An 18,253-nucleotide genomic window follows, 5' to 3' on the forward strand; every position below is an offset into this window, starting at 1 on the left:
CATGTCTACTACATCAGGCGCATCTACAAACACTAAAATTAGAATCGATAACCACCTTGAAGCTGAAGTTCAAATCCACTATCGCCTGTACCAATTCTGGTTTCTATAAAAACATTATTGTCGGGAAAGTTATACTTGAAAATACCTCCATAGGTAAAACCAGAAACTCTAGTATTCAAACCTCTATTGCCCACACTGTAATTTTTAAAATAAGTTCCAAGAGAAAAGTTAGGAACTACTCTATGCAAACCTTGGATTTCAAAGAAAGTTTCTTTACCTAGCTCTAAACTTGCTTTAAGATTCAAACCACTGCTAGTACTAAACTGTCCATTAAAAAGTCCTAATAATTCTCCATTACTGTTATCTTCAACAAATGCTATGCCAGGAGATAAAGAGTATCCAAATGTCTTTTCTTGATGTTCAAAAAAGTAACTCAGGAAAGTAGTAAAAGGATTATTTCTATTTGAAGCGCTATTCCAGGTAATTCTCAAAAATGGTACATGATTATCGATCGCAACAGGTCTTTTTGCTGAGTCTAAATGTACATATGTCTTAATATAGTTAAGTAAAATATTACTATATATACCAAAACTTGGTTCTTCTAACCCCAAATTATTGTTATCAACGCCTGGGGCTGAGTTAGCATCTATATTGAACCAAGTTCCTAAACTAGCGCTATAGTTAAAGTCACCTGACGAGCCTGCTGTTAATAGCTCAACAGAAGGCAATAATAAATCACCAGAAAAGTTTTTAAAAGTAGTACCTATTTTGTCAACTCTGGTGAGTTCCATATAATCGAATGCTAAATCAAATGAACGGACGTTAAGCGGTATGACTGTATTATCCTCAGAGTTATAATTCTGTACAAATTGTCTTCCTTGAGAGTCGGTAACAATAATTTGTGCAGCAGAAGACTCATTTATAGGATTAATTGAAGTGTTATTCAAAGGTACTGGAATTCCAGCAAAAGTCAGAGGGCCAAACTTTTCGTTAGAAAGATTTAATTGTGAGAAGTATGTATCACCTGGAACTAAAAGTTTAATTTTTCTTTCTAAAAACTGAACTGCTCGTCGATGATTCCCTGTCCTTATTTGTAGGATATTCGAGTCATTAGGATTAATTTTGCTTGGTAGTGTGAAAGTTCCAGAAACTTGTGCTAGGCGACTTGCTGAATTAGCATAAGCTAAGGTACGATTCAGTCTTTGATTAATTTGTCTTCTTTGAAAAGGTTTTGCAGCTGTATTTAAAGGTGCAAAACCTTCTCCATTCTTAAATGCTTGACGGGCTTCTGCTAAGCTTTGGTCAATTTTATCGATTTCAATCGCTTCAAAAATTCCACCCAATGCCATTCCTAATGTGGAATTAATAGTTTGCGTAGAATCAATACTAACATCGCTGGCATTCAGTGTTAGAGAAAATCCTGGAGCAGCAAAAATATTAGAATAAGTGGCACTAACTTCTACAGGATCATATTGCAAGATACTACGGTTATGAGGATAGCTGACGTAGAATCTGTACCAATTATAAGTTTCTTGTTCTTCAGATAGAGTCTCAGCGGTGGGTGTCCTTTTGCCAAAAGATACCCAAAATAAAGAATTCAGATAATGTAAATCTCTTTCTGTTGGGGTAAGGAAAGGATTGACTGCTATATTCAATAAATCATAGTTATCAAATTTGCTACGCTGAGCAATCTTAATACCTGGTGATGAAGTCACTGGGGCTGAAAAACCAAAGCCTTCTCCAGTAATAATGTCTCCCCAAAAAATACCAGCTGCTTCTAATACGTTATTGGGAATGATTTCTCCTTCTCGGAGTCTAGTGTTGCCATCGTCTAACAGAGGTTTTAAGTCAATTGTTGGGAAGCCTTGGATAATTTGAGGAGTATTGCTAGCATCTAAGGCTTGGAATAAAGCTTCGCCACCATCGGGGCTATAAGTAGAACCGCTACCAATAATTGGTGTACGATTTTCTAATACTGTGACGTTAGCGCTTTGTAAATCAACGCCGCTATTAATTACAACTCTGCCAGCAGGTATATTTTGAGGATTAATTACTTGTCCTGCGATGGAAACGATAGACAAGTTACTATCAACTTCTCCATCTAAAGCTTCAAAATCAGATGGTAAGCTTACCAGGGTTTGCAATCCCCAAAATGATTGACTTGATGTCACATTTTGAGTGATGTATGTGTCTGTTTCTCTTCCTTGATAAATAACACCCGCTTGTGAACCTATAGTTTCAAATACCAACCGATTATTATTAATAACCCAATAAAATTGATCATTTTTTGGGAAATTAGCATATGTAAATTTATCAATAATCTGACTTTCTTGTGACTCTCTAATATTAATCTCTGTCTCTATGTAGTTTTCGTCTTCATTAGGTTTAAATGATTGAGCATTGAAAGTCAGATTATCTGTAGGATTAACAATCCAAGAGTATTTACTAGCACTAGATGTAAGAGCATCAAGAACTACTTTTTTTTGATATTGCTTTTTAGCTTGACGCAGTTTCTGAATGAGGATTTGTTGCGTTGGTGTATATGGTTTTTTTTGATTTAAATTTGATGGTTTAGTTGTGCCTGGTTCCGGTTCATTATCATCTCGTTCGGGTGGTTTGGGAGGTTGTACCTTAAAATCTTCGATGGGGATGACATCAGCGATGATAAACTCGCCTAGCTGTGCTGTTTTCGGTAAGCTTGGTTGACTCTGTTTTGGCTGTGTTACCGACTTATGCGAACTTTTAAAAGACGGTTGAAAGTTTTCACTAGAGATTGCACTATGAACTACGACTACATCAATGTCATTTTGATTGTTTGATGCTAAGGCGATCGCAACTACTTCAGTAAATACTACTTTTATTAGAATAGTAGGTGAAAGCAACCATAAAAAAATAATACGTATATTTATTGTGAGTCTCATTAGTGATGATTTTTAGTGTTGATGTGAGCAAAACCTTGCTATTTATTACGTACAGAATGAAACAAGCATCCGTAGATTTACTGCAAGTAGACTCTAACCTCCAAGCAGAGATTAAACCTCAGCAGAATCACTAAAAATGAAAAAAATCACTATGAATTAACTGTATAAATACGTAAAAAAAGAGATTGCGTTAACTACAAAAATATGTTTCAAGCTACTCGTCGCCGTCTTGCTGTGTGGTATACTACCGTAACTGCCGTATTACTACTGCTATTTGCTAGCGGTGTTTACTTATATGTCCGCAGTACCCTAGTAGAGCGAATTGACGATACACTTAACCACGTAGTAGAGATAGTCGAGCGATGTCTAACGACAAGCCGATGTGCATCTACGCTAGTCATCGAACCAATTAACAGCGGCGTTGATCAGTTTCGCATCAATATAGAAGCCAGTCTCCGCAACAATGCCGACACGGTAGAAGACGACCACATTGATTTAGAATGGTTCAACCCAACTGGGGAATTACTGTGGTCAACTCTATCCGAACCCCTAAATATTCCCATTCGTACCAACCGCACTGGCGAAACTGTACGCATAGTCAAGCAAGAAAAGGCAAGGTGGGAAAGTAACAAACTCCCCCACTCCCTACTCCCCACTCCCCACTCCCCACTCCTATTACGACAAGTCACACAACGGGTAGAAGTTGGACGCCAAGTATTGGGATATTTGCGCGTTAGTCATCCCTGGTTTGAAGTCACTAAACCCAGTCGCCAATTAATATTTGATTTGGCATTAGGTACTGGTTTGATGCTGCTTTCTGTAGCCGCGAGTGGCTGGTTTCTTTCGGGTAAAGCCATGGAACCAGTGGGTGAGTCTTACCAACGCCTCAAGCAATTTACGGCTGATGCTTCTCACGAACTCAGAAGCCCCATCACTTTGATTCAAACTAATGTGCAAGTCGCCCTTGCTGATTTAGAGTTAGCACCAGCCGAAAATACTTCTTCACAATATCGGCAACAATTAAAGGTGGTGGAACGGTTAACGCAGCGTTTAGGTAAGTTAGTCAATGACCTACTTTTTTTAGCACGACAGGATAGCGGTATGAGCAAAGATACTTTTGCACCTTGCCCGTTGGATGCTTTGCTAATGGATGTAGTGGAAGAACAACAACTGCTAGCTGCGGAAAAAGAAATCATGCTTTATCTAAAGCTGGTTGATCCTCCTGCTTCTGAAACCAACCCGGAATTACTTGACAGTTGGTTTACGCTTGCGGGTAACTGGGATCAACTAGCTCGCCTTTCTACCAACTTAATTGGTAATGCTTTGCAGTATACGCCAACCAAAGGACGGGTGAACGTAGAATTAGCACGTTTAGATGGAGTGAATCGAGTTTCGGGATTACGTTACGCCAGCGCCCAGTTACAAATAAAAGTAACTGATACTGGTATTGGCATTCCAGCCGAGGAATTACCACACTTATTTGACCGTTTTTACCGCGTAGACCCAGCCCGTACCCATAGAACGGGAAATACAGCAAAAGAAAGTACTACTGGTTCAGGATTGGGGCTAGCGATCGCTCAAGCTATTGTGGAACATCACCAAGGTCAAATTCACGTAGAAAGCATCGTTGGTAAAGGCACGACTTTGATCGTCATTTTACCAATAACTCTGGAGTCATAATTCTGCAATAAATATTTGTTTCCTGTGACAGATGAAGAAAAATAAACTTATTTACTAAGTTGATATAACAACAGGTGCAATATTTAGCCATCACTTGAGCGGCTAGCAGTTTAATATTTTTATGACTCTTTATATTTTTCTAAAGTAGTTGTACAAACTGTTGGCTTTGATATGGCACATAATTTTAATTGCATGAGTTACACTCTAGCCTCTAATCCCTAGCCCCTAATTTACTTCCTACTTATGGCTGAAAAATATATTTAAATTTATTATTTTTTCACTTCTATGGTTAGAGGAAATAGTTATCACGTATTTATAGTTTTAAGATAAAGCTTATTTAAGAGGATGTTTGAAAAGTTTTGGACAAATATAATTTGCTATTACACAAGCGAAGTCCATCTCCTTTGGAAAACACGGAAAATCGAGTTCTTGAAACTCACAGAGGTGGGTTTTGTCTGTATAGTCGCGATTTCTAATCGCCGGGGTTAGTATTAATTTAGACTTTTCAAACAACCTCTAAGTTTATAGAATCTAGACAAAACTATTTTAGTTTTGTTTACTATTTTAATGGCATCAATTTTAGCCATTGTTAGCCAAGCATAATAATACTAAATTTTCTCAAGCCCGAAAATTCAGATAATATCTGACTCTCTCAATTACAAATTAGTATTTAGATATTTTATCAGGAGGCAAAAATGAATAAGTATTGTCAAAATTTCCGCAAGTCGGCTGAATTAGTCGGTGCTATATGCGGAGGATTACTAATTAGCTTGCCAGTAATTCCTCAAGCAGCTTTAGCACAGCAGCCTACATCTAAAGTTAACCCCTGTCCTAGTATTTTTTATGAAGAACCACACAACAATCGAGTTGTGGTTCCTCAAGGATGTCCACCTAATGCTTTGACTCAAAGATTAGCAGCTCAAGGGCTACTTCCTGTTAGTCCTACAACCTCAACACCTTCTCAACCTGGACTAGGGGTTGGTGGAGAAATACCCCAGACAGGAACTCCTACAGCGCTTAATCCTTGCCCTCGTGTTTTTTACGAAGACCCTTTCAACAGTAGAAGCTTAGTCCCTCAAGGGTGTCCACCGAATGCTTTCACCCAACAACAGCAAGTACGAGAGACGAGTCCCACTCAAGCAGTCCCAGTCAGCCCACAAACCCCTACAACTCAACCAAATCAAACAGTCCCAGTTAGCCCACGAACCCCTAGAAATCGACCCACTCAAGCAGTTCCAGTCAGCCCACAAACCCCTACAACTCAACCATTAGTAGCACCACAACAACCCCCCGTTACAACGATCGCACTAGCAGATGGTAGGGTTAACGTCAGGTTGGTAAATGATACTATGGCTAAAGTGACTTACCAAGTAATCGGTGATACTGCACCGCGATCGCTACAAGGTAGGTCGGATGTAATGCTAAAAAGTTTAAGCACCCCAATTACAATTACATTCCAACGAGAAGATGGTGGATTTTTGTTGGTTACTCCACAACCATCTTCACAAGCAGGAATGTTAGAAGTCAGATTTAATGAAACAGGTGATGCAAGCGAAGGTAGAAGTGCAATGAGAATTCAGCGAAACGGTTCAGTATTCTTGAATTAGGGAATTGGGAACTTGTACTGAGCGGACTTGTGCTGAGCATAGTCGAAGCAGTCGAAGTATGGGGAATGGTGAGCGAAGTCGAACCACACCCCAGCCCCTATTTAAGTTCGCTCAAAGCGGATAATTTCGCCACTATTAGCACGGTTGTATCTAACAGCAGCTACAATTTGTGATTGTTTATTATTGACAGTAATCAATCCAGCTCGATTACTTAATTGCATTGAATTGGGATTAGAGCGAGTAATTCTAAACTGTTTAACTTCATTGGGTTGCAAAATACCACTCAATGGTTGAGGACGACCTGCTTTATCACGCATCTCCCAACCTGTTAAGTTAATTGGTTCATCTGTGATATTTTGTAATTTTACCCATTCTCCTCTATCCTCTGCACCTACAGGATTTGCTAATGCTTCTACAATTATTACCGATTCGTTATTATTAATTTCTACTGGTACAACTTCCACATCAGGACGATCTTTAGGAATCTCTGGTGATATTTCCGTGCCTTTATTGCCGAGAAATATCGGAAAGAATGAACGAATAAACTCTCCTCGACTACCATTAACTGTGATGTTACGGTATATGACTAAATCGTAGAGACCACTATTAATAGTAGTACGCCGTTTATCTTGCTTAACTTTGTCATTGATACTCTCAAAGTAAGCAACAGTTCCCATGGCAATTTCGCACTCTGGACTAGGGCCGACAAAGAAACCACCTTTTTTCTTGAATAGTTGAGCAATTACTTCGCCTCGAACATTAGTTAAATACTGTAGCATTTGCAAAGTTACTACATTTGGATTTTTAGGTATTTCATCACCTTGTAAATCATATTTGTAGCCAAGAAAGTTAACATTCCGAACTTTTTCATCAATGTAGAACTTAATCCAGGAGTGATAACCAGAAATTTCTCCTAAATTTTGTGTTCTATCCCTAGTGCTGCGGAAATTTTCGTCATATTTTGCTTCTCCTACAAAAACATGTTCAAAGCCAGAGCAGAAGTTCGTAGATTTTCCTTGATAGTAGTTAGTGAATAACTCAAACCAAATCTGTTTAATTTTAGAGCGAAATTTTGGCTCTGAAAGATTTTCTCCCAGTTCTTGATTAATGTACTCTAACGCCAACTTCATTGGGTTAGTAGATTGAATGGCATCAAGAAATCTCTCGATTTCTTCTTGTTCTGGCGCTGTGAGAATTTCTTCAGAACGGAAATTAGCAATAAAATTATCTAGAAGATTGATAAAAGTAGTGTAAGTTTTACCCTCTAATTTTTCTTCATTGACTTTGAAAAACAGAGGCTGAGTAGCTAGATCGATATTGGTTTTGCCGCTTGCTTCTGTCTGCAAATCCAAAAGAATATCAGCATCTGGATTTTGCCAACTGTCTCCACTTCTCAAACTAACAGAAAATCCGTTGTCATCGCTATTCCAGATCTGTTGATAGATATCGTTCATAAAATATACCTCCGGTTATTGTTAGCAATACTTGAAAATGGGGAGTAGGGAGTAGGGAGTAGGGAGTGGGGAATTGGGAATGGGGAATTGTCATTTGTCATTGATTATTCTCCGCGTCCCCGCGTCCCCCGCGTCCCCCGGTTGGTGAGCGGAGTCGTACTGCGAAGCAGAACCCGCAGGGTACCACATCCTCCTCATCCTGAACTAACTACATACCATGGATAGATGGGATGAAATCATGAGTACGCTAAAAGTTCAGCAAAAACATTTTTCTACGCGAAATTAAAAATCTAAGATTAAAAATTAATAACACTTCCGGCCAGGAATGCTAAAGTTTCAGGAAATTGATCGGAAATTTTCAGCGAGTATTCATGCTGAAGAAACTACAAAAAAAACAAATCTCTATACTTGCTGGTGCTGCACTGTTCGCCTTTTTGGCGGGTGCGATGGTGTCAGCACCTGAGATGGGAAGAACCTTGGGGCAATTGCTCAAGCTGGGTAAAAACCAGTCTGAACAAATATCTGAGGCAAACAAAGCCAAGTCAGCTGTATTCCCACTCATATCACAATCTCTGCCAGAACGAGCCACAAAATTAGCAGCGATCGCTCAACAATCCTCTTCGCCAGATCGGGAACGCGCCCGTTACCTATTGGCGAGTGATTTTATTGAAAGAACGCAAGCCCAAAAAGCGCTGACTTTACTAGAAGGACTGGATAAAAATTATCCCACCCTCGCACCTTATGTTTTGCTCAAACAGGCGCAAGCACAAGATTTGCTGGGTGAGGATGGCAAAGCTTCAGATCTCAGGCGCAAAGTGTTAAAGCTTTATCCCAAAGAAGCCGCAGCAGTTAAAGCCCTATATCTGATTGCCCAACCCAAGGAACAAGAACAAGCGATCGCCCAATTTCCTTCTCATCCCCTAAGTTGGGAAATCATTCGCAAACGACTACAAGAAAATCCCAATCAGCCAAAATTACAGTTGATTTTGGCAAAATACGCCTACGATCAAGCAGGAACGGTGGGTGTATTGGATCAACTAATCAAACAACCAACCCTCAAACCCGCAGAATGGGAAATTATTGGTGCAGCCTACTGGGGAAATAATCAATTTCGCAAAGCAGCCACAGCTTATGCCAAAGCACCCAAAACACCCCTCAACCTTTACCGAACAGCCAGAGGTTTGCAGGTAGGAGGCAAAGATAGAGAAGTTGCGATCGCCACCTATAAACAACTGGTACAGCAATTTCCCAATGCCAAAGAAACAGGGACTGCTCTTTTGCGTTTAGCAGAAATGTCAAAAACAGGTAAAGATGCGATACCATATCTTGACCAAGTAATCAATAAATTTCCCGAACAAGCTAGCAAAGCAGTCGCCAAAAAAGCTAAGACTTTCCAAACTCTCAAAGATCAAAAGTCAGCTAACGCAGCTTGGCAACTACTCATCGCTAAGTACGAAAATTCTGAAGAAGCAGCAGAATATCGCTGGAAAGTAGCGCAAGATAAAGCCAAAGTTAAAGACTACATAGGTGCATGGCAATGGGCAGAACCAATCGTTACCAAAAATCCCAACAGTATTTTGGCTCCTAGAGCAGGTTTTTGGGTGGGTAAATGGGCGACTGCACTAGGAAAACAGCAGGAAGCCAAAACTGCGTATGAATATGTGATTAGTCAGTTTCCATACTCTTACTATGCATGGCGAGCCGCATCACTTTTGGGACTCAATGTTGGCAACTTTGACAACGTGCGCCAATTAAATCCCGAAATCGTTTCACCCGAGCGTCCTGTACCTACCGCAGGCTCGGAAACCTTTAAGGAATTATATCTTTTAGGTCAAGACCGCGATGCATGGTTGCAATGGCAAACAGAATTTCAAAACAAAACTCAGCCTACCGTTGCAGAGCAATTTACCGAAGGCTTGATGCGATTGGCAAGGGGAGAAAACATCTCTGGAATTGATCAAATTTCCAAAGTCGAAGACCAAGAAACACCCGAACAACAAGCTCAATACCAAACTCTCAGCAAACAAATTACTTACTGGCAAGCCCGTTATCCATTTCCCTACTTCCAAGTGATTCAAAAATGGTCTACTGAACGTCAACTTAATCCTTTGCTAGTCACTGCCCTCATTCGGCAAGAATCTCGGTTTGAGCCTAAAATCAAATCTATTGTTGGCGCTACTGGTTTAATGCAGGTAATGCCAGACACCGCCAAATGGATAGCCCCCAAAATTCAGCTAGACAGCAAACAAATCAACTTAGAAGATCCCAATAACAACATCATGTTAGGGACATGGTATTTGGATCATACCCATCAGCAATATAACAATAACTCCTTGCTGGCGATCGCCAGTTACAATGCTGGCCCTGGCAACGTTTCCAAATGGCTACAAACTCTGTCAAAAGAAGACCCAGACGAATTTGTCGAAGAAATTCCCTTTGACGAAACCAAAAATTACGTGCGCCAAGTATTTGGTAACTACTGGAATTACCTCAGACTTTATAATCCTGAGATTTCCAGCATCGTCGCCAAATACTCATCTCAACACCCGCAATTACCGACGCAGTGATGGGAGCTGGGGAACTCAAGCCCCCCCGCTCCCGGAGCTACGGTGTATACACAAGTCCACAAGCAGCGAGTTTACAGCCTAAAAAGATAGTGCATCTAAGAATGAGTGTAATTTTAGATAAACAGAAAATGCAGGCTCAATTACAGGCTCATTTGTCTAAATTAGGTATCCAAGACAATATTGTTGTTGAGCTTATCTCTTTTTCAGATCACGAGCCATATTCAAGTAGTAATCTTCTGTTCTGGCATTGGGACGGCGACGAGTAGTAGCGGGAATTTCTGGAGTAGTGTCTTGCTTAGTTTCAATTGGCTGTTGAGCCTGCTTGACGCCTTGTGTCTCATCAGACGCTAAGAAATAACCCGAATCACTCAATCCAAAGAGTTTACCAAAAAAACCAAAGAAACTTTTTATAGCACCCCAAATGCTACCGAAAACAAAAGATAAAAAGCCTTCAATCCGAATAAACAAGTTCCGAATGAATGGAGGTAAACGAAACATGGCAGACCCCTCTATGATTGCTTAATATCATCGTTACTTAATTTCATAATAACGTGATAGCAAGACAAAAATAGTGCCATAATCCCACCTTTAACAACGTGGTTTCCCTGTTCCCTTTGGACGTAATCCTCTGTCTTGCAAAAGTGCATCTAGCCAAACTGCATTTGCTTCAGACAATTTTGGTATTGGCTGTTGGTTGTAATCTATAACTAATTCATAACCCGCGCGTTCATAAATTCCAGATAGTATAGTCTGCAAATCTACCAAGGGTTCGCTATCACCATTTCGCAGTGGTAAGGGAAATGAAGGAATTACCTCCGGCAAGTTAAAGGCGTATAGATCAGCTTGGGGACGACTTTCTCCTTTGCTTACTAAAATTCGGTAATCATTCTGTGTCCCATCACCAAAAACTAGCATTGGTTTGCCATCTCGCAATAAATCAATTTCTACCAGATTGGTGAAACTCCTTAGTACTCGCTGACGCTTTCTTTCATAGGCGCGGCGTCCTTCTCCAGAACGTTTATTTTTCGGGGAAAGAATTTCAATTACTGTTACTACTTCCCTTGTGGCTACCTCTCGCACCTCTAAATAACTTTCTGTGATAGTTTCAGGTATCGGAACTGTCACTTTTACAGCTTGGGTTTTTGGTGAGACGATCGCCACATGTGCAGTTTGTGAGTTGATGGCATTATTTTGACGCTGTACTGCTACATCGGGAATACCAACCAACAAAGAATCTTCTCCACTAGTTTGATAAACTCGTTCTTCGATGTCCACGATGTATTTAGGGCGCAATTGTGGAGATAATGAGTCTGCGATCGCCACAATTGCCCGCTTATGTATTTTTTGCCATAATACGGGAGCTTCTAGGTAAGGGTTCATTCCTGGAAAGTTGTAAGACATAAACAATTCCATCAGAATGCTGGCGATGATTTCATTTTAAATCGCACAGCAAAGCTTTCCTACTCTTCAAGTAAGGTAAAAATTTCTACACCCTCTTCAGTCACTGCTAGGGTGTGTTCACATTGGGCTGAAAGCTTGCGATCGCGTGTTACAGCAGTCCATCCATCGCTGAGAACTTCCACCTCATAAGTACCTTCATTAATCATCGGTTCAATAGTAAAAACCATCCCTGGTCTTAACCGCTTACCTTTGCCACGTGTACCATAATGAGGGATATTTGGCGCAGTGTGAAAAATGTTACTGATACCATGCCCAACAAAGTCTCGAACTACAGAAAAGCCTTGGGCTTCAGCATATTCTTGAATAGCTGCACCAATATCTCCAATCCGCGCCCCTGGTTTGACTTCCGCAATTCCTCGACTACGGCACTCATTCGTCACTTCTACTAGCTTTTTCGCTTTTGGGGAAGGAGTACCGACAAAGAATGTTTTAGATGTATCGCCGTGGTAGCCTTCAACAATCAGCGTCACATCAATGTTAATGATGTCACCTTCTTTGAGGATCTGCTTAGCATTGGGAATACCATGACAGACTACTTCATTCACACTGGTACAGATTGATTTAGGATAGCCTTTATAGCCAAGCGGTGCGCTTTTTGCTCCATAAGCCTGCGTCCAGCGTTCGGCTTCATCATTGAGTTCTAGGGTACTCACTCCTGGCTTCACCATTGGTTCTAGGTGCTGTAAAAGTTTGGCTGCCAAGCGTCCTGCTTGACGCATTTTGTCTAATTCTCTCTGGGATAAGATAACTATTGTTTCACTCTTCATTAAATTTTGTCTAAATTATCATTCACAAATATAGTTAGCCCTGAGTGTGCAGCTCTTTTGGCAGCATCAGCGACTTTCAAGGTGTACAAACTTTCTTCTGGAGTGACGTATAAAGGAGTACCGTCAAATAGATGGTCTAATACCAAGCTCGTATCTTTGGCAAACAAACCCCGGCGAGTCCCAATCTCTATGGGTATTGTTTCTCCTTGCTGGATAAAACATCCTGTATCGCCATCAAAAATCAATCCACCGTTTTCGCCGTGAACTTCAAACTTACGTTCTGGTTGCCAAATGGTTTCACCTTTGCCGTAGACTACTTGCGCTAGCAGTCCGCTACTAAAGCACAACTGAGTAATGCAAAAACAAGTCTGGTAATATTCTGGTTCAACTTCCCAATATCGCTGATGACAGTTAACCGTGAAAACTTCACCAAACAAATCAGTGAGTCGATGTAATCGAGATAACGCTCCAATTAAGGGAAAGCCGAAAAGCTCATGGTTATAAGTCCATTTGCGGGGAGCAGGATTACTGGGATTGATCGTGCTGTAGCGAACATAGAAAGCCTTACCAATCTTTGCTAAGTGTTGCTTTAAAGCTTGATGCAATCCGCCCAAAACTTCAATATGTTCAACGTGCAGTAGTTTTTGTTGAGCTTTAGCCAAGGCGATGAGTTCCTCAGCTTCCACCAGATCCACGCTAAGGGGATATTCAACAACTACGTGTTTACCATTAGTGAGTGCCGCACGAGCGATCGCTCCATGATCTCGATTAATTGTAGAGATTATCACCAAATCTACATCTTCGCGCTCTGCTAGCTGTTGCCAACAAGTCAATGCTTCGGTTTGATATTCTTTGGCAAAGGCTTGTGTTGTTTCTGAGGTATGACCAACAACTGCGACTAAATGCGATCGTTCATCACTCAGCAAGCTCTCAGCCCGTAACTTCGCTGCATACCCTGTACCAACTAAACCTACACGCACTTTTGCTTTTTCCAAAGCTGCCTCTGAATTATACACGATTCTCACGCATGTGAGGGAGCAGGGGAGCGGGGCCCCGAGTTCCCCAATCCCCACCAATAATTTATAACTAAAACTTATCAGTATTAACTAACTAAATTTCATTACTAATCGGGTTCAAATTCCAGTTACATATGTTGGCTTTTCTCGTAGTATCAGAATTGAAGCAAATTTGAACTAGCGACTGATCATCAGATTAGCCGTAGCAATGCTTTAGCATAACTTATACTGCCGTTTGCAAAAGAGAGGATTACTAAATGGCTACTTACAAAGTGACATTAGTCAGCGAGGCAGAAGGACTAAACACAACAATTGAAGTTCCTGATGATGAATATATTCTAGACGCAGCTGAGGAACAAGGTCTTGATTTGCCTTACTCTTGCCGCGCTGGTGCTTGCTCAACTTGTGCAGGTAAACTCGTATCAGGTACTGTTGACCAGTCTGATCAGTCTTTCTTAGACGATGACCAAATACAAGCTGGTTATGTGCTGACATGTGTCGCCTACCCAACTTCTGATGTCACAATTGAAACTCACCAAGAAGAAGCACTTTACTAAGATACAACTTACGTACTAAGGTTGCCTGTTGAGACTGGGTGTAAGGGTGTGCGTTACTGAGCGTACCCCTACGCTTAAGCAAGCTATGCGTAGCGTCTTTGAGCAAAGAAGTCGAAGTAGGGGTGTAGTGTAAGGGTTTTGAATACCTACACTCCTCCACCTTCCCCAAACCCTTGATTTTTCATATCAGGGTTGTTGGGGCTAAACCTCTGCCCTACGCCCCTACACCCGCCCCAACAGGGCTTGGTAAAAGCTACCACTAATCACACCCTTACATAATTCGTAATTCGTAATGACGCTCCTACGTCGCTACCGCTGCGCTAACGTAATTCGTAATTACAGCTTGATCTCTTGATTGAGAATTTTGATTTGAGTACCGGGATAGTAAAACTGTAGAATTTTTGGACTAGACCAACCAAGTTTAGCCAAGTTTTGAGCGCCAGTTTGACTTAAACCAACTCCATGTCCCAATCCGCCACCAACGAAGGCGTATCCCCACAAATTCGATTTGCCTTTGTTCAAAGGTTCTAGATAAAAGAGTGTGCTTTTAGGGGCAGCAAAGGCACTACGAACCTCATCTTTGTTGAGGGTAAAAATGCCAATGTCTGTTTTTACAGCGAGTTTAAGGATGCGTCCGCTTTGGCTGCGCCGAACTACTGCCATTGCCTCAATTGTCTTAAATTTGGCGTAGGGACTTTTTTTCACCTGTAAAAATTTCTGCAAGCCTTTGGTGATATCCTCTATAGGTGTTTCTTTGCGCCAACGAAACATGTCCCACTTGCTTTCATTAAATCCTTGTTGCAAACTGATAAACTGCTGAAAGTTTTTTTCATCTGCTAGGCTTTGTGTCGATAAGTTCCAAAAATTGGTAGCAGCATCTACTACTGGGCGCAGATAAGGACGATCTTCACCATTCCAGACATCGCTAAAAGAGGCGGTAATGCCACCAGTAGTGGAGGAGTATAAGGCATCTACTAGCTGGTTTTCATAGGCTAGCACCATACCTCTAGTGGAAGCGATCGCTCGATCTGTGATTGTCGCTGCTCCACTTATTCCATAATAAACTTGGCAGTGAGTATCAGCACATAAATGATAGTCATCTGCCGCAAATCTACGCAAGTTTCTTAACGCGTAAGTCCGTGCAATTATTGCTTGAGCTTCCAGTGCTGCTTTTGGTGCATTCGTGCCAATTTCGTAAGGTACAACCCCCCGCAGATATGTTTCTAAAGGCACCTCGTTGACTAAAGTATATGTCCCATACGCATTGGGTTGTAAATCCAATCGCCCAGCGTAAAGACGAGTATTTTCTGGTTTTTCGCCTTGATTCACCTTAATCAAGTTTTTGTCTGTGCTGATTTCTACATAATCTGGGGTGTAGCGCTTACCGTCTACTTCCCAACTAACTCGCGGTACTTGTTGCAAAACTTTTGTATCAAGATATGCTATTTTCTTGTCAGTTGCTTGGAGGCTCTGCAATAGCAGCCGTCGTAGTAGGGGAGTACTATAGGTATCCCGCTTTGCCCAAACTTGCCAGCGATCTGGCTGAGCTATTTCTACATCTATGCCTTGAGAACGCCAGTTTTGGGCACTGTCTTCGGCAGTCTCGAAGGTGCGGTATGTACCTAAAACTATCACTTCCTCAACTGCTGGCTTGGATAAAGTTTGGATCACTGTTTCCAGCTTGACAGGCTTTTGAGTGGCTACGGTTCGCTGCTTATTACCGACTCGAAACCTCAATTTTAAGCGATCGCCTTTTGTTGGTTCCAATTGCAGCTTGGCCGTTGATTTTTCTCCAAATCGCTGTATAATCCCAATCCTCAGTTCTATATCTTTTGTCTTACTATCTGGGCCAGAGGCAGCTGTTAATCCCAATAAACAAAATGTTGTTAGTACAGTGCAGGAAAAACGCCAGCAAGAAAATTTCATCGTTTCCTGATTTTGCCCCTCAATGAGGCGTTGGGGCCCATATTCCGACTGGTTCTTAGCGCGGTGTTTTTGTCGCATGAGTACTCCAATGATACCATTTGCAGTTTTGCGCCAAATAAAAGTTGCAAAACGAAGTCATAACGACTATGATTTATTTAGAGATATAAAACAGAACTAGTTAAGAAAACTCCTGACAATGAGAGTCCAAGAAATTCCATTAAATCAGATTCGGCGGCCGTTGCCACGTCAAAATGATCAAAATAAAGTGCAAGTCTTGATGGAATCGATAGCGGAGATTGGGCAGCAAGAGCCGATAGATGTCCTAGAAGTAGATGGACAATATTATGGCTTTTCTGGCTGCCATCGTTATGAAGCTTGCCAGCGTCTGGGCAAAGAAACTATTCTAGCCAGAGTCCGTAAAGCTCCCCGCAGCGTTCTGAAGATGCACTTGGCGTAGAGGGGATGAGGGAGATGAGGGAGAAATGTTCTCCGCGTCCTCTTGTCCCCGCGTCCTCTTGTCCATTCCCAATCTCCAATAACTAAATTTACTAAATCAGGAGAAAATTATGTCATCTCAAGCAACAGTAAAAAATGTGAATATTGGTATTGACGAAGCTAGTAGGGCTAAAATTGCCGAGGGATTGTCTCGCCTGTTGGCTGACACTTATACACTGTATCTGAAAACTCATAATTTCCACTGGAATGTAACAGGGCCGATGTTTCAAACGTTGCATTTGATGTTTGAAACACAGTATACAGAACTAGCCCTAGCAGTTGATTTAATTGCTGAGAGAATTAGAGCGCTTGGCCATCCCGCACCAGGAACCTATAGCGAATACGCTAAACTGAGTTCAATTTCAGAAACTCCAGGAGTTCCTAAAGCCATAGAAATGATTCGCTTACTAGTTGAAGGACAAGAGGCCGTAGTCCGAACAGCGCGAACTGTCTTCCCCGTAGTAGACGAAGTTAACGACGAACCCACCGCCGATTTATTGACACAGCGGATGCAAGTTCACGAAAAGACAGCTTGGATGTTGAGAAGTTTGTTGGAGGAATAGGACTGGGTAACTTGCGGCCCACCGCTCCCGGAGGAAGTGGGGATTAGGGGTAATGGGGAATTGGGAATGGGTATTTGTTATTTCTCCCCGGTGACTGAGCGAAGTCGAAGTCTACCTCCCCAGTTTCCTTGTCTTTCTCATTCCCCTGATCTCAAATATGCAATATTCCTTCAAAACTCAACACTTCAATCTTTGATATCATCCCAAGTCTCTCAAATTTATGAGAGATTTTTTTATGAGAGGTTTAACCCAATCCCCAATCCCCAATCCCCAATCCCCAATCCCCAATTCCCAATCCCCAATCCCCAATCCCCAATCCCCAATCCCCATGACCAATACTGATTTTACAAAGAAGTTGCAGGATTTAATGCAACGGATTGGTATTTCTAGTTTTAAGGCGTTGAGCCGTGCTAGTGGTGTTTCAGAGCGTCAAATTTTGCGATTGCGTCAGGGAAAGTTAGAGCAGATGCGGGTAGATGTGTTGCTGAAGCTGTCATCGGTGCTACAGGTGTCGTTGAGTGAATTAGTAGCAATGTTTTTAGTGCCAAGTACTGAAAATCGAGTACTGAACTCAAAACTCAGCACTCAAAACTCAGTTGCCAAAACTACTGAGCAAGAATTATTACAAGAAGTTGCAAATCTAAAAACAGAGTATCAAAGATCGCAACTGCAATTAGAACAGCAGCGAGAGCTATTGCTACAGGAGTTTCAGCAGTCGAGTTTGCAATTGCTGGAGTCTTTATTATTACAATGGCCAACAGCAGCCCAGAAAGCGCAGGAAAATCTAGAACTGGCAGCGGTCAAAATATTGCCGTTGGTACAAAAACCTCTAGAGAAATTGTTACAAGGGTGGGGAGTAGAAGCGATCGCATCCGTAGGAGCAGAAATATCCTATGATCCTCAGATACACCAATTGATGGAAGGAAACGTACAGCCAGGGGAACAAGTTAAAGTACGTTATACTGGCTACCGTCAAGGCGAAAAGCTACTTTATCGGGCTAAAGTAAGTCCCATCGTATCCAACATAGTTTAGCAAGGAAACGGAGAAAACTCGGAAATTTTGTCGGTAAATTTCATTTTCATAGACATTGCCTGTTGAGAAATTGTAGACATTGGGAATACTAAAACAGCTATTGCAGTTCGCTTTAATTTCTGAACTTATTTGTGTAGGTAGGAACGCTTAAATAATTCGTAATGACGCGACGCTCCTGTGTCGCTCTAAGCGAAGCTATGCCGTAG

Annotated in this window: 15 protein-coding genes; 8 read left to right on the forward strand and 7 right to left on the reverse strand. The window is 41.5% G+C overall.

The window, feature by feature from the left end; genetic code table 11:
* Window positions 1-38 precede the first annotated feature (38 nt).
* Complete coding sequence (locus AC5JMF_RS10520) at window positions 39-2,921, reverse strand: hypothetical protein (protein ID WP_495795654.1); 2,883 nt, start codon at window positions 2,919-2,921, stop codon at window positions 39-41.
* Window positions 2,922-2,926: 5 nt separating this feature from the next.
* On the opposite strand from AC5JMF_RS10520, the gene AC5JMF_RS10525 reads away from it, so the two are divergent.
* From AC5JMF_RS10525 to AC5JMF_RS10535, 3 genes are all read left to right on the forward strand, one after another.
* Window positions 2,927-3,055, forward strand: a complete 129-nt coding sequence (locus AC5JMF_RS10525) for a hypothetical protein (protein WP_495795655.1) — start codon at window positions 2,927-2,929, stop codon at window positions 3,053-3,055.
* Between the two features lie 70 nt (window positions 3,056-3,125).
* Window positions 3,126-4,601, forward strand: a complete 1,476-nt coding sequence (locus tag AC5JMF_RS10530) for a sensor histidine kinase (protein WP_495795656.1) — start codon at window positions 3,126-3,128, stop codon at window positions 4,599-4,601.
* A gap of 695 nt (window positions 4,602-5,296) precedes the next feature.
* Window positions 5,297-6,208 (forward strand): hypothetical protein, encoded by a 912-nt coding sequence (locus AC5JMF_RS10535; protein WP_495795657.1) that lies wholly within the window; start codon window positions 5,297-5,299, stop codon window positions 6,206-6,208.
* Between the two features lie 101 nt (window positions 6,209-6,309).
* On the opposite strand, the gene AC5JMF_RS10540 is transcribed toward AC5JMF_RS10535, so the two are convergent.
* Entirely contained in the window at window positions 6,310-7,662 is a 1,353-nt protein-coding gene (locus tag AC5JMF_RS10540; protein WP_495795658.1) for a lamin tail domain-containing protein, read from the reverse strand.
* Window positions 7,663-8,033: 371 nt separating this feature from the next.
* Here AC5JMF_RS10540 and AC5JMF_RS10545 point away from each other — a divergent pair, with 371 nt between their 5' ends.
* A complete protein-coding gene (locus AC5JMF_RS10545; protein ID WP_495795659.1) occupies window positions 8,034-10,229 on the forward strand; it encodes a lytic transglycosylase domain-containing protein in 2,196 nt (731 codons plus the stop codon).
* Between the two features lie 192 nt (window positions 10,230-10,421).
* On the opposite strand, the gene AC5JMF_RS10550 is transcribed toward AC5JMF_RS10545, so the two are convergent.
* From AC5JMF_RS10550 to AC5JMF_RS10565, 4 genes are all read right to left on the reverse strand, one after another.
* Window positions 10,422-10,727: a threonine dehydratase gene (locus AC5JMF_RS10550; RefSeq protein WP_495795660.1), complete on the reverse strand. Its 306-nt coding sequence runs from the start codon at window positions 10,725-10,727 to the stop codon at window positions 10,422-10,424.
* 90 nt (window positions 10,728-10,817) lie between these two features.
* Complete coding sequence (locus tag AC5JMF_RS10555; protein ID WP_495795661.1) at window positions 10,818-11,630, reverse strand: DUF4058 family protein; 813 nt, start codon at window positions 11,628-11,630, stop codon at window positions 10,818-10,820.
* 59 nt (window positions 11,631-11,689) lie between these two features.
* Window positions 11,690-12,457 carry a type I methionyl aminopeptidase gene (gene map / locus AC5JMF_RS10560; RefSeq protein WP_495795662.1) on the reverse strand — a complete coding sequence of 256 codons (768 nt, stop codon included), beginning with the start codon at window positions 12,455-12,457 and terminating at the stop codon, window positions 11,690-11,692.
* Window positions 12,457-13,473, reverse strand: a complete 1,017-nt coding sequence (locus AC5JMF_RS10565; protein ID WP_495795663.1) for a Gfo/Idh/MocA family protein — start codon at window positions 13,471-13,473, stop codon at window positions 12,457-12,459. Before AC5JMF_RS10565 ends, map begins: the two co-directional genes overlap by 1 nt.
* A 257-nt stretch (window positions 13,474-13,730) precedes the next feature.
* On the opposite strand from AC5JMF_RS10565, the gene AC5JMF_RS10570 reads away from it, so the two are divergent.
* Window positions 13,731-14,030 carry a ferredoxin gene (locus AC5JMF_RS10570; protein WP_495795664.1) on the forward strand — a complete coding sequence of 100 codons (300 nt, stop codon included), beginning with the start codon at window positions 13,731-13,733 and terminating at the stop codon, window positions 14,028-14,030.
* Window positions 14,031-14,366: 336 nt separating this feature from the next.
* Here AC5JMF_RS10570 and AC5JMF_RS10575 read toward each other — a convergent pair whose 3' ends face one another.
* Window positions 14,367-16,034 (reverse strand): SpoIID/LytB domain-containing protein, encoded by a 1,668-nt coding sequence (locus AC5JMF_RS10575; RefSeq protein ID WP_495795665.1) that lies wholly within the window; start codon window positions 16,032-16,034, stop codon window positions 14,367-14,369.
* 118 nt (window positions 16,035-16,152) lie between these two features.
* Between AC5JMF_RS10575 and AC5JMF_RS10580 the strand changes: the two genes are divergently transcribed.
* The 3 genes from AC5JMF_RS10580 to grpE all read left to right on the forward strand — a co-directional run bounded on the left by AC5JMF_RS10580 (window position 16,153) and on the right by grpE (window position 18,047).
* Window positions 16,153-16,413 (forward strand): ParB N-terminal domain-containing protein, encoded by a 261-nt coding sequence (locus AC5JMF_RS10580; RefSeq protein WP_495795666.1) that lies wholly within the window; start codon window positions 16,153-16,155, stop codon window positions 16,411-16,413.
* Between the two features lie 109 nt (window positions 16,414-16,522).
* Complete coding sequence (locus AC5JMF_RS10585; protein WP_495795667.1) at window positions 16,523-17,014, forward strand: Dps family protein; 492 nt, start codon at window positions 16,523-16,525, stop codon at window positions 17,012-17,014.
* Window positions 17,015-17,342: 328 nt separating this feature from the next.
* Complete coding sequence (gene grpE, locus AC5JMF_RS10590) at window positions 17,343-18,047, forward strand: nucleotide exchange factor GrpE (RefSeq protein ID WP_495795668.1); 705 nt, start codon at window positions 17,343-17,345, stop codon at window positions 18,045-18,047.
* Window positions 18,048-18,253 lie beyond the last annotated feature (206 nt).

Source organism: Desmonostoc vinosum (assembly GCF_059505385.1).